General features: G+C 73.1%; 8 protein-coding genes. All 8 read right to left on the bottom strand.

Annotated features, from left to right (window positions below; genetic code table 11):
* Positions 1 to 6: 6 nt before the first annotated feature.
* The 8 genes from EV279_RS02005 to EV279_RS01975 are packed head-to-tail and all read right to left on the bottom strand — an operon-like array spanning position 7 to position 12,676.
* Positions 7 to 2,976 carry a DUF6519 domain-containing protein gene (locus tag EV279_RS02005; RefSeq protein WP_133541272.1) on the bottom strand — a complete coding sequence of 990 codons (2,970 nt, stop codon included), beginning with the start codon at positions 2,974 to 2,976 and terminating at the stop codon, positions 7 to 9.
* Positions 2,961 to 5,480 (bottom strand): hypothetical protein, encoded by a 2,520-nt coding sequence (locus tag EV279_RS02000; protein WP_133541271.1) that lies wholly within the window; start codon positions 5,478 to 5,480, stop codon positions 2,961 to 2,963. The genes EV279_RS02005 and EV279_RS02000 overlap by 16 nt, the downstream gene beginning before the upstream one ends.
* Positions 5,477 to 7,942, bottom strand: a complete 2,466-nt coding sequence (locus EV279_RS01995; protein ID WP_243728587.1) for a baseplate J/gp47 family protein — start codon at positions 7,940 to 7,942, stop codon at positions 5,477 to 5,479. The genes EV279_RS02000 and EV279_RS01995 overlap by 4 nt, the downstream gene beginning before the upstream one ends.
* Complete coding sequence (locus EV279_RS01990) at positions 7,942 to 10,362, bottom strand: baseplate J/gp47 family protein (protein WP_133541269.1); 2,421 nt, start codon at positions 10,360 to 10,362, stop codon at positions 7,942 to 7,944. The genes EV279_RS01995 and EV279_RS01990 overlap by 1 nt, the downstream gene beginning before the upstream one ends.
* A gap of 1 nt (position 10,363) precedes the next feature.
* A complete protein-coding gene (locus tag EV279_RS16780) occupies positions 10,364 to 10,756 on the bottom strand; it encodes a GPW/gp25 family protein (RefSeq protein WP_166644421.1) in 393 nt (130 codons plus the stop codon).
* Positions 10,753 to 11,082: a hypothetical protein gene (locus EV279_RS16775; protein WP_166644420.1), complete on the bottom strand. Its 330-nt coding sequence runs from the start codon at positions 11,080 to 11,082 to the stop codon at positions 10,753 to 10,755. Before EV279_RS16775 ends, EV279_RS16780 begins: the two co-directional genes overlap by 4 nt.
* Positions 11,082 to 11,588, bottom strand: coding sequence for a phage baseplate assembly protein V (locus tag EV279_RS01980; RefSeq protein ID WP_133541267.1), 507 nt, complete (start codon positions 11,586 to 11,588; stop codon positions 11,082 to 11,084). The genes EV279_RS16775 and EV279_RS01980 overlap by 1 nt, the downstream gene beginning before the upstream one ends.
* Complete coding sequence (locus tag EV279_RS01975) at positions 11,588 to 12,676, bottom strand: contractile injection system protein, VgrG/Pvc8 family (RefSeq protein WP_166644419.1); 1,089 nt, start codon at positions 12,674 to 12,676, stop codon at positions 11,588 to 11,590. Before EV279_RS01975 ends, EV279_RS01980 begins: the two co-directional genes overlap by 1 nt.
* Position 12,677: the final 1 nt, after the last annotated feature.

The following is a 12,677-nucleotide window of genomic DNA, read 5'->3' as shown; positions in this document are numbered from 1 at the left end:
GACGCCTCAGAGGGTGATCTCGTTGAACGGGTTCCAGGACTCGAACGGGGCCGGAAGGTTCCGCGCGGGCAGCACGGCGCGCCCGATCACGACATTGCCCGTGACGGCGGCGGAGGTCGTCGCGAGCACCGCGAGGCCGATCTGCCGCTCGCCGCGGGCCCCGACGACGACGTTCCCCGTTACACTCGCCGCCCCCGCTCCGCTCACCGCCGCCGTGAGGAACGTGCTGCGGCTGGCGAATCGATTCCCCGTGGCGGTGACGGCGGCCCCGCCCTCCTCGGTCGGCGTCGTCGTGAGAAGGAGTGCGAAGCCGGTCCGGCCGTCGTCGTCGGCCGTGGCGCAGTCGATGGTGTTCCGCTGCACGGCGATCGATCCCGATGGGGCGTCGACCGAGGCATCCCGCGCCGCCAGCCTCGGATCGAGCCGGTTGAGCTCGGTCAGGCCCCGATAGGCGGCGAGGAGCTGCTTCGAGGGGGCCGTATGGCGGCCGGCCACCATCGTCACCGTGACGCCGTCGTCTTTGCCGAGCCGGGCCTCGAAGCGATCGGCGATGAGGCGATCCCGCTCGGCCGAGGCCTTGCGCAGCTGCGCCAGGGTCTCGCCCTCGGCGCTCACGACGCCGCGCGATGGCGTCTCGGCGAACGACGGCAGCGGGTAGACCATCCCCAGCACGAGGAGGCGCACGAGCACGGCGTCCGAGGTCGGCGCCGAGAGCTGGGCGATCCCCCCGGCCGCAGAGAGGCGCCGGTCGTCACTGACGAGCGCCGCAGCGTCGAGCAGCCACAGTCCGCCGTAGCAATCTCGCACGACGTTGTCCCAGATCCGCAGGTCGCCGATGTCGGCCGCGACGGCGACGGCGGCGGAGAGTCCGCGGAACTCGTTCCCCGCGATGATCGCATCGTCGAGGATGCCGGGCAGTCGCGCCGCACCCAGGCTGACGCTCCCCTTCGAGCGGCTCAGCGCCGTCTGCGTCAGGAGGTAGCCGACGAGGAGATGGAAGGGCCCCTCTTCGGCGAGCGGCACGGTGGGGTCGTGAAGGAATCTGTTGTCGGTGAGCTCGAATCCCCACGCTCCGCCCGCGGAGAAGACCCCGACGCCGAAGACGTTGCGGGGCATCGTCTGGGCATCCTCGCGATCGGTCTGCTGCGGCCCGACGGTGAACCGGAAGAGGCAGTCGCGCACCGCGAGCACGGCGCAGTTGATCGTGCGCACGCCGATCGACACCCAGCGGTTCGCCTGCTCCGCATTGATCCCCCGCACGGCTTCGCGGTCGAGCACGCCGCCGGTCGTGCCGCTCACGCGGGCGAGCACGGCGGGGATCTGCGGGAGCTCGAACTCGAGGCCGGCGATCGTGACGTTGTCGGCGTCGGCGAGGATCACCATGCCGTGGCCGAACGCCTCCTCACGGCCCTCGCGGACGGTCAGGACGGCCGCCTCGTTGCCGTTGCGCAGGGTGAGGTTCGAGTGGCGCTCGGTGAGGATGAGCGGGCGCTGCAGCTCGTACCGCCCGGGCGCGAAGCACACCGTCACCCGGTCGCCCCGCTCGTCCACGCGCCGGCCGGCGACGGCCCGGTCGATGCGTGCCTGCAGCGTGCCGTCCGCGGCGTGCGAGGGGCGCACCTCGATCGTGCAGCATCCCGAGTCGTCGAGCTCGGTGAGGGGCTGGAAGGGGTTGCGGCAGTCCTCGAGGACGTCGAGCTCATTCCGCCCGCGCCATTCGATGACGGCGAGCGGCGCGACCCATTGCCGTGGTCCGTCCGGCGGCTGCGGCGTCCGCAGGAGCCGGGCGGGGTAGACCGCCGTCGGGGTCGACGGCCGGACCCCGATGCACCAGAAGTCGTCGAGGTGCAGCTCACCGCCCGCGTTCGCCGTGATGGTGACCTGCACCCCCGTCGTGCCGAGCGCGATCGGCTGGCCCGGCTCGGCACCCGTGATCTGCTCCTCCCACACGCGGAGGTAGAGCTGCGGCGTCTCGTCGGGATCGGTGTAGTCGGCCGGGAGGGGCGCGGGGAAGGTCACGGTCTTGAGGTCGGGATCGTACGGCGCCGTGAGCACGCCGACCTCGCCGCCGAGCGCCGCCACGTATCCCTCGACCTTCCCGTCGGTGCTCTCGAGCTGGGCTGTCGCGCGGAGCACCTGCACCGCCTGGCCGGCTCGCGGCCGGTGGAAGTCGTCCACGGGTGAGCGGTCCAGGGTCAGGACGGGGTTCGCGCCCGCGTCGGGCGTCACGCGGTAGAGGAACGAGGCGTCGTCGTAGCCCCACAGGAGGTCGAAGCGGCCGTCCCGCCCGACGCGCGTGAGCTGCACGCGCAGGAGCTGGTTCTCGGCGCCGAGGTAGCCCCCCGTACTGGTCGGCTCGCATGGGTTCGGCGGAACCGGTTCGGCATCCCACGTCACGAGCAGCCGGGAATCGGAGAGGAGCGCTGCCGTCTCCGGGTCGTGGCGCAGACCCTGCCTGAGCCACCGCCTCCGATCCGCCGCCATCGCCCCCGCGCAGGTCGAGGCATCCGTCTCGGTTCGCACGATCCGCTGCAGGAGACGCGTGCGTCCCGCCCCGTCCGGCCCGCCGAGGGCGACCTCGTGCAGGGCGGGGTCCTCGACCGCCGTGACGTCGGTCTCCTGCACGACGAGCGCGACGTGCTCGCGCCCCGTCTCGCGCCACCCCCGCCCGCGGTCGAGCCAGTCGGGCTGGTGGTAGTCGCCGACCTTCTCGTCGAGCTCGACCCGCCAGCCGCCGACGTACATCGTGCCCGGGCCGATCGTGAGCTCGAACCCGGTCCCCGCGCTGACGGCGTAGCCGTCGTCGGGCGTGCCGGTGGGTCCGACGATGTCGATCACCTGAGCGCGCTGCTCCTCGGTGTCGATCGTGCGCTGCTCGTTGGCCTCGGCCTCGAGGCTCACGCGACCCTGCTGGAGGACGACTCCGCGGTAGGCGCGTGCGCGGTCGAAGGAAAGGCGCGTCACATCGGTGGCCATGGTCTCCCTCTCGTCAGTTCGCCGACGGGATCGGCCTCGGGCAGGTGGATGAGCACGGGGGCGAGGCCGACCGGAAGGTACTCCTGCGCCTTGAGAAGCAGCGAACGGTCCTTCACACTCGCCAGGTCGCGGCAGAAGACGCCCATCTCGGACCGGTTCTCGGCGCCGCTCAGCAGGCTCGGGTCCGAACTGGTGTTGCCGCTGCGGATCGCCGAGTCGGCGCCGTCCGACAGCTGCGCATAGCCCCACTCGCCGTACCTGCGGCTCACCATGACGGGGGCCCCAGGGGCCACCTCGACCGACTCGTAGCGGCGCGGCAGCCGACTGCCGCTCGCCCATGCCGAGAATCGCACGCACCCGTCCTGCGTGTCCCGCACGAGTACGACGTCATCGAGGATCGACTCGCTGCACTCGAGCCGATGCACGTACGCGCGTCCGAGGATCGTGCTGCGCTCCAGCCGCACGCGGCCCGACTCCAGTGCGAGCGCGGCATCCCCGAGCGCGAGCGGGAAGCCCTCGGCGAGCAGCAGGCGATTGAGGCGACGGATGCTGTCGGCCTCGGTCGGGACGGCCGCCGCGGCTGCGACCGTCGAGGCGCTGAGCAGCCGCTCGCCGAACCGCGCGGCGTCCCAGATCAGAGGTCCGTCGATCACCGCCTGAAGGGCGGCCCTGACGAGCGATGCCGTCGCCGCGGCGGCCGGCGTGTTCTCCTGGTGCGTCGCGACGGCCGCGGCGGTCGCGGCATCCAGCTGTCCGGCCAGCCATGTGCCGAGCGGCTCGCGCTGGAAGCGCAGGGCGCTCGCGATCGCATCGGCGTCGCGCAGGGCGTCGAGGTCGCCCGGCAGCTCGGCCGGAAGCCCCTGCACGACGGAGTCGGTGACGACGACGTCGTCGACGAGTCCCGCGGTGCGGGTGCGGATCGGACCCGTGATCGAGCGGTCGATGCGCAGGGTGTCGACCGTGCCCTCGATCCACACCGTCGTGGGGGTGAGCTCGCGGCCGTCGACCGCCTCGTCCCACACGGCGGATGGCGTGTGCAGCGCCCCGGAACCACCCGGGTCGAGCGTGCAGCAGGAGACGGCGACCTCGGCGAAGTCGCCGCGCAGCACGATGTCGGTGCCGCTCACGAGGAGCCCCTCGAGCCGGAGCCGGCCGCCGGCGCCGGTGAACACCCACTCGGCACCGCCGACACCGCCGGCACCGCGAACGACGGCGCGCTCGCCGTCCTCGGCCCGGATCACGACGTCGCGGACGGCGGGCACGTCGCCCGTCGCGGTCAGCGTCCGGCCGTCGCGCACGACCACGGTGCCGGTGCCCGACAGTCCCGCGATCGCGCCGGGCAGGGCGACGGCGGAGCCGCCGTCGATCCGCGTGCGCGGAACGGGGTCGACGGGCGCGCGGACGCCGGGGCGCCGTCGATCGTAGGGCCCGGCGCCGATACGCGAGAAGAGGCCGTGGTGGTAGCCGACCTCGACCTCGGCAGGCCCGCCGGGCAGCACCTGGAACCGCCCGACCTCGGGCCAGACGCGGACGTCGGCGACGTCGAGGGGCGCGCCCGCGCCGGTCGGCGAGACCGAGAGGCTCCGCGGCCATGTGTCTGCGGCCTCGGGCTGGAAGGGGTCGTCGGGGTCGAGGATCGCGTCCCACAGCGGCTCGGTGAGAGGCGTCGGGAGCTGCCAGAGCGGCACCGGGAGCCATGCTTCGCCGTAGTCGTTGGCGCCGCGCCGCGGCGCGAGGAAGAGCGGAATCCGGCGCCCGGTCGGGTCGAACGCGAAGTGGCCGGGACACGCGGCGACCGGCACGGGCGTCGCCCGGTCGACGCGCATGGCCTCCGTGCGCCAGAGGAAGAAGCCGACCTTCGGGATGCCGTGCCAGCCGAGGTCGCCGCGGCCGATCCGCACGTCGAGGCAGTGGTGGAACTCGTCGAACGGGGAGTGCGCGAGGCTCGCGCCGAGCGGGTCGCGGAGGTCGGCCCAGCCGCCTGCTGGGGTTCCCGTCCGGGCGCCGGTGAGGCGCTCGGCATGCTGCAGCCGACGGGCTCCGACGGGGTCGTCGGAGTCGGCGGGCCACCCGATCGCGGGGTCCAGACCGTGCCGCGTCCGGGCGAGGGACGAGAAGAACTCGATCACGCGGGCGTCGTACCCGGTCACGTCGTTCGCGAGCCGCTCGAGCAGCTGCACCGTGCCCTTCGCGCGCCGGTAGAGGATCGTCCGGAAGACGTCCAGCCGCTGACCGCGGGCATCCATCGACGGCACCAGCCGGGTCGCGAGGAGGTCGGCGAGGTAGGGGATGACCCAGCTGTCGGCCGTCTCGACCGACTGGTCCTCCCACAGGCGGTCGATGCTCCGCCGCACGTCGGCCATGGACCAGCCGATGCGCGCCAGCAGCTCGCGCAGCGGTCCCGGCGCGTCGATCGACTCGCTGTCGGCCGCCCGGTGGTGCTCGGGCACGAGCGACCAGAGCTTCGCGGCGTAGCGCTGCGCGTAGGCATCCTGCACCGTCACGGCGCCACCTCCCCCGTGAGCAGCACCAGCTGGGGCAGCAGGTGGAAGAACCCGCCGTCCCCCGGGTGGAAGCGGGCGCCGGCGGAGATGTGCAGGCCGCCGCGGATCCAGTAGAACCGCAGCTGCCGGCTCGCGAGCACGCCGGGCACATCGGTCAGGACGCGTTCGAGCTCGCTCCGGTAGAGCGGTTCGCCGAGCGCGAGGATGCCGGGCGCGAAGAGCTCGTCGAGCACCGCCCGCCGAGCCCGGTCGATGACGGGCCCGATGACGTACTGGGAGTCGACGGTGAGCACGACCTTGAGGGCCGCCGGTACCCGCACCGCGGGGAGCACGGTCAGCGGCCGGTTCGGATCGGCCTGTGCGCGCAGCGCCGCCCGGGCGGCGTCGACGGCGGCGGCGTCGTCACCGACGTACACGCTCACGGTCGGCCGCTGCTCCGTCGCGTCGAAGGCCCACACGGTCGTGGCCCGCACAACCCCCGGCGCCGCCGCCGCGCACGCGGCATAGTCGTCGCCCGAGATCGCCCGGCCGAAGGTCAGCACCGATCTCGGCGCGAGATCGCGGATCTCATCGGCGGGCTGTGCGTCGGATCCTCCGCCCGGGGGAACCGGATTGCGCACCGACCGGAGGTTCGGCGGCGTGGAGAGCAGCTGCGTGAGCGCGCCTGGAGGCGGCACGGCGGCGCCCGCGCCGACGCGGTAATCGGCCGTCACCACGGCTCCGGTCGGCAGTCGGCGCCCCGCCACGCCGTCACCCGTGCGCACGTGGGTCTTCCCCTCCTCGTCGTTCCATGTCGCGAAGACCTCGTCGCTCGGGCCGCGGCCGTAGAGGCTCGGCACCTCGGCCCAGCGCCGTCCGTCGACGACGAGCTCGATCGTGGAGGAGTAGCCGTCGCCCGAGCGCCCGGGAAAGTCGGCGCGGAACGTGACCGGCGACTTCGCGAGGGCGAAGTCCTGACCGGCGGCCGAGGCATCCCCCCGTCCGAGCTGTTCCCCGCGCACGGTGGCCCCGCGGCTCACCTCGATGACGTCCCACAGCACGCGCAGCGGCGGCTCGAGCGACGCGGCACCCCCCGAGAGGGCCACGGCGCTCGTCCCCGCCACCGGCACGGCCTGCACCTCGGCGCCGCCGCCCTTGCCGTCCTCGACGAGGGCGGGAACGGCGACCCCCGCCGCGGCGGCCGGCGGCGCGGCGAGCGTCACGGAGGAGGGCACGGCGCTGAGCGCCCGCACGGCGGTGTCCAGGAGCACGCCCACCTCGCGCCATCCGCTCTGCACGACCACCTTCGCCGCCTGCGACCCGTAGCGCGAGGGAAGGCTGACCCCCGACCGCGCCTGGACGGTCAGCTTCGCCACCTGCAGGGGGATGCCGGGGACGTCTCCGGCCGGCGGGACCGAGGGCGTGCCGGCCAGCGCATTGGCGTACCACAGCACCTCGGCGTAATCCGTGAGCCGCACCACGTCGAACCCCGACCCGGGGCTGCCGCCCACTCCCGCACCCGGGACCTCGACCAGCAGCGGGTCGCCCGCGGCGAGGTGCCGGGCCGGTGCGTCGAGCACGAGCGTGCCCGAGGCGACGGCCGCCGCTCCGGCCGGGAGCGTCGTGAGGTGGCCCGCGCGCGTCGGCCGCAAGAGGCGGTAGGCGCCGGAGGCGGCGTTCGAGGGCAGGCCGACCGCGCCCTCGAGGAGGACCCGGGTGTTCTTGCGGGAGTGCGCGTCGACCTCCACGGCGGTCCCGGTGACCTTCACCACGACCGCCGGCGCATCCGCCGATCCCCACGTCTTGGTCACCAGCAGCAGTCGCTCCCCGGTCTTCAGTGTCTGGGTGCCCTTCAGCAGCACCCCTCCGCGCGCGAGAAGCCGCGGCTGGGCGGGCACCTCCGCGGTGCCGGGCGGGGCCGACGGAGGGGGGCCGGCGAGAGGCGGGGCATCCGTCATCCCCGCCGGCGGCGCCGGAACGCTCGACGGTCGCTCGAACCGCGCCTCCTCGTCGACTTCGAAGGTCTGGGAGGCGATGCCGGGGCTCGCCTTGCTCGCGATCGCCAGCCCCTTCGGCACGACGAGCGGCCCCGGACCCGACGCGATGACGGCCAGCCGGCCCGTCGCCGCGATCGCCGGCCGCGGGCGGTAGCCGAGCAGCCCCACGAGCCCCGCGACGCTCTCGGGCAGCTGCGCCGTGCGCAGATAGTGCTCGTTCGCGTAGCGCTCGTTGTAGAAGGTGAGGATGTCGGCGATGTACGCCCACGCGTCGAGCATCGCGAGTCCGAGGTCGTCGCCGGCGCTCGGCTGCCATCCGGCGAGCTCCCGCTCCCCATCGAGCTGCTGCAGGAGCGCGCGACGGAACGTCGCGAAGGTGCCGATCCGGTATGCCAGCCGGTCGGCGCCGGCGGCATTCCAGACCGGAACGCGGTCGGGCCTCGTGCCGCACCCTGTCTCGCATCCGCATCCGCACCCGCACGACATCACGCCACCCCCTTCACCACGACCCGGATCGACCCGCGGTCGGGGCGGTTCGCGTCGTTGTCGGCACGGAGGATCTCATCGAGGCCGACCGAGACGACCTCGGGCATCGGGCGATACCAGGGCACGTGCCCCCGGCGGCGGTACCGCACCGACACGACGCCGTCGACGCCGGATGCGCGCTGGACGGATGCCTCGAGCTCGCTGCGCTCCAGTGGTGCGCCGAACCGCAGCCGGCCCGGCGCGAAGAAGCCGAGCCGTCCGTCGCACGTGCGCCCCGTGCCGAGCTCGTCGAGGACGGCTTCCTCCACCTCACCGCGTCGCGCGCCGGGCAGGGCGCACACCGTCACGACGAGGTCCAGTCCCACATACCGGGGAGCCGGCGTGTGCACGTCGTAGCCGGCCAGCCTTCGCCGATCGAGCAGCTCGACGAGCTCGCCGGTCTGCCCGGTGCTCGGCGCCTCGCCCGTCGGGGGCTGCGCGGTGGTGAAGACGCTGAGCCAGCTTCCCGTCCAGCGCACCCTCGTCCCCGCGTCGAGGACCCACGGCAGCTCCTTGGCCGTAGCGGTGTAGTCCTCCGCGCGGACGGCGCGGAACTGACGAGCCCGGAACGCGTACGGCGCATTGTCGCGGATGTGCGCGATCGACTCGCGGTCCTCGCCGCCCGCCGCCGGGAAGGGGTTGGTCGCGGAGAGGACGATGCCGGCGAGGTCGTCCCCGACGATGGTGACGGCGTCGGCCGCGACGTTCCCCGTCGCTCCCGCCGTCGTGCGATAGGTCACCTCGAAGCGGGCCCCCGTCGGCGGGAGCTCGCCGAAGACCCCGTCGCCGAAGCGCACCGAGTCGCCGTCGTCTCCGTCGTACTCGAACCACGGCAGGTCGCGGGGCGAGCGGCGAAGGTCGCGGTAGACGACGGGATCCACCGTGTAGGCCTGCTCGAAGAGATCGGCATCGAGAAGGGTGCGGCGCCAGCGCCAGATGGTCGCGGTGTCTCCCGCGGTCTCGGGAAGCTCGACGACCGCGATCTCGGGGAGGCGGGCGCTCCCCTCGCGCACCCACGCGAGCGTGCCCGCCTCGAGGGTGTGGAGGTACTGCGGCGTCGCGTCGTCGCACCCGGCGTCGGGTCCGCTGCGCACGACCGCCGCGAGCGGGGCGTCGGGACCGCCCGGGTCGGGCTCGATCACGAATCGCTCCGTGTACCGCTGCCCCTCGACCGCGGCCACGAGGTTGCCGGCGAGCACCGTGCGGTCGAGCGCGTGCTCGACGGCGAGCGCCTCGCCCGCATCCCACGTGAGGTGCGTGAGCGCGATGCCGTAGAGCGGGTCGACCTCCTCGGCGGCGCCCGTCAGGTGCACGACCTCGCGGACGGTCGGGTCGGCGGCGGTCGGGGCGGCGGTGTCGAGCAGCACCGCGAGGCCGACGGTGCCCTCGCGGGGATCGCCGATCGGGAAGCTGTACCCGTGCCCGCGCACCCACAGCTCCGTCGAGCCGGCCGGCAGGCACACGACGGCGTCGTCCCACCAGTACGGCAGGATGCGCGGGACCGGCTGCGGGCCGGTACGGTCGAAGCGATTCCACCGCGGGTCGACGGCGAGGGGATCGGTGCGCAGCGCCCCGGAGTCGGGGTCGAGCAGCGGCCCGCCGAGCTCGAACGGCAGGGTCGACCCGTCGGGGAGGCCGGCGCCGATCGTGAGGCCCCGGGCGAGGCCCGGGAAGGCGACGTCGATCTGCACGAGGGTCTCCGCCGAGGTCGCGGGCGTCGGCTCGTAGTCGACGAGCCGGGCATGACGCACCGCCGATACCTGCTGGGTCGCGGTCGCGAGGGCCGATTCGCCGGTGATGCGGTCCTGGAGGTAGGAGAGGTCGTCGCCTGCGGCGCTCAGGAGCTCGACCAGCATCATCCCGACGTCGGGCTCATCCCGCTCGACCCATCTCGGATAGGCGGAGGCGGTGTAGTCGAGCAGCGCGGCGCGCAGGCTCGTGAAGTCCTTCGCGAGGTAGTCGATCGCGGGCGCGGGGGTGTCGTCCGGCTCGCATTCCTCGTCGTCGGCGCAGTCGAGCGTGGACGGGCACCCCGCCTTGAACGTGAACAGGATGGTGGCGAAGAAGGGGTCGAGCGCGGTGCTCGCGACCGACAGGCGGTAGTGCGAGAAGTCGCCGGGGAAGGGCGTGCGCACCGTCAGCACGGGGCGGCCCGCGTCATCCGTCGTCCAGTCGGCCCCGCCGATGGGCTCGACGGGGACCGCGGCCACCGTCTCGCCGCCGGTGATGCGGACCGGGGTCGTCGCCGCGAGCGTTCCTTCGACCGTCACCGTGTTGAGGAAGTGGACGCGCAGGAGCGTCTGCGCGGGATCGCCGATCTCGACGAAGTCGATCCCGTTCAGCGTCGTCGAGGCGACGAGGTCGGTGAGACGGTCCGGCATGTCAGCCCACCCTCACCGTCACGCTGTCGGGCGTGCGCGTCTCGACGAGCGCGTACGACACCGTGATGAGCATGGCTCCCTCGTCGAGGCCGCTCCCCGGGGTCGCGGCGCCCGAGGCCACGTCGACGTCCAGCAGCTCCACCTGGTCCGCGAGCCAGCGATCGATCGCCTGCTGGACCTGGATGCGCACCGTCGCCGCGAGGGCGTCGGACTGCGGGGCGAAGACCAGGCGGCGCAGGCCGCAGCCGAACTCGGGCAGGCAGACGCGCTCGCCGGGGCTCGTCAGCAGCAGCTGCTTCACGAGCTGGCTCACGTGACGGGCGTAGTCGGTGCGCGCGATCTGGTGGGATGCCGCGTCGACGCGCAGCGGGTGGGCGAAGTCGTGCCGGATCACAGCCCGCTCACTCTCGTCTGCGTGCTGACGATCTGCACCGGTCCCTGCACGGCCTCGTCGCCGGCCTTGCACAGCCCGACGCTGTCGGTCGTCAGCGGCTGATCCTGCACCATGGTCGAGCGCTGCGCCGTGACGATCCACTCGACGGTGAGGCAGGGATGCGGCGATCCGGCGACGTTGAAGACGCAGCCTCCGATGGGGAAGGTGTCGCCGGCGAGCACGACCGGCTCGCCGCCGATGCGCACCTGCGTCGTGCCGGGCACGGGCATCACCTTGCCGCCGTGGGGGCACAGGAGGCTCGCCGACGCGGTGAGGAAGGTGCCCATCACGTCACCTCCAGCGCGCCGTCGTTGACCGAGACGCTCGAGGACGTCACCGCGACCGACGATCCGTCGCGCGTCGTCGTGACGCCCGACGAGTCGAAGGCGATCGTGGCGCCGTTGCCGTCCTCGATGCGCAGCTCGCCCGCGTCGTCGTCGAGCACGATCTTGAGGCCCCCGGCGGTGGCGAGCACCCGGACGTTCGGGGCGACGTCCTCGGGGATCTCGTCGTCGAACCAGAAGCAGCCCGTCCAGATCGGGTAGTGCACGTCGCCGCCCTCGAATTCGATCCACACGCCGGAGCCGACGGCCGGAAGGAACGCGAAGCCCTCGCCCTTGCCGGCGAAGGGCACGCAGGGCGTGGCCCAGGCCGAGGCCTCGGCGAGGACGGCCGGGACGGTCGCCTTGACGCGCATCCGGGCGGCATCCACCTCCTCGACCACGCCGCGGTACTTGCCGTAGTAGCGGTGCCGGAGCTGGTCGGCGAGCTCGTGGAGCAGTTCGTCGGTCATCACGCCTCCGGCCCGACGGTGTTGCTCACGAGCGCGAAGGACATCGCGTGCGCCTGCGTCGTGAAGGTGTGCCGCACGCTCCAGACGAGGTACCTGCCCGACAGGAGCGAGCCGCAGCCCTCGACGGCGACGACCTGCCCGACCCGGAGCACGCGCTTGAGCACGTTCACGTCGGTCGTGCCCTCGCAGCGGACGAACCAGTTCGACTCCCGGAGCAGGCCGGCGCTCCGGTCGGGCAGCTCCGTCGTGTCGGCTGCGGCGGTCAGCAGCACGGTGCGCTCCTTCCCGGCGAAGTCCGCGAGAGTCCTGGCATCGAGGGGAGACAGGCCCGATGCGCTCGTCGCGGCGCTGACCCCGGTCTTGTCGTTGTCGGCGAGGCTCACCTGACGCGCTTCGACGGCGGTGGGACGCGAGGCATCCCACGAGAAGTCCAGAACCGGAACGGCGGACGTCGCGGGGTCGGTCACGCCGATCGTCACGACAGGCTCCGCGTCGGTGCCGGGCGGCGCGAACCACCCGGACCGCGCGCCGGCCTTCTCGCCGGCGAAGACGCGGAACCATCGGCCGGTGCGCCGCGCGAGCCGGCGGAGGAACTCGGCATCCGAGCCGCGCTGGACGAGCGCGTGCTCGTCGTCGCTGTGCGTCGGGCCGGGCTGCGTGCCGTTGGCGGATGCCGCGGCGATGCCGTAGCTCGAGAAGATCTGCTCGGCCACATCGGCCTCGGTCATCCCCGACCACACCTTGACGTGCTCGGTCATGCCCATGAGCACGGTCGCGTCCTGCCCCCAGACCTCGACGGTCGCCCCGGCGGTGCCGCTGGGCAGGTGCACCTTATGCGTGAGGACGTACCCGTCGAAGATGCACTCGTCGGCCGCGTCGGGGGCCGTCGCGACGACGGCGACATTGGCGTAGGGCCGCAGCCTGGCATCGCTCACCCACGTGAGCTCCTCGTCCACGACGCCGACGGGCAGCGTCAGCGAGATCGCGCCGGGAAGGTCGGCGTTCTCCTCCACCTCGAGGCGGCTGATCTGCTCGTAGAAGTCCTTGTCCACGGGTGCACCCTCGAAGAGCACTTGATACTCCGACATG

This window comes from Microbacterium sp. BK668 (genome assembly GCF_004362195.1).
GTDB lineage: Bacteria > Actinomycetota > Actinomycetes > Actinomycetales > Microbacteriaceae > Microbacterium.
The sequence above is the reverse complement of the archived record's forward strand: the minus strand, read 5'-3'. Positions and strand labels throughout refer to the sequence as shown.

Coding starts and splice junctions, on each gene's coding strand:
- EV279_RS02005 (WP_133541272.1), bottom strand. CDS start 2,976: ATGGCCACCGATGTGACGCGCCTTTCCTTCGACCGCGCACGCGCCTAC.
- EV279_RS01995 (WP_243728587.1), bottom strand. CDS start 7,942: ATGTCGTGCGGGTGCGGATGCGGATGCGAGACAGGGTGCGGCACGAGG.
- EV279_RS01990 (WP_133541269.1), bottom strand. CDS start 10,362: ATGCCGGACCGTCTCACCGACCTCGTCGCCTCGACGACGCTGAACGGG.
- EV279_RS16775 (WP_166644420.1), bottom strand. CDS start 11,082: ATGGGCACCTTCCTCACCGCGTCGGCGAGCCTCCTGTGCCCCCACGGC.
- EV279_RS01980 (WP_133541267.1), bottom strand. CDS start 11,588: ATGACCGACGAACTGCTCCACGAGCTCGCCGACCAGCTCCGGCACCGC.
- EV279_RS01975 (WP_166644419.1), bottom strand. CDS start 12,676: ATGTCGGAGTATCAAGTGCTCTTCGAGGGTGCACCCGTGGACAAGGAC.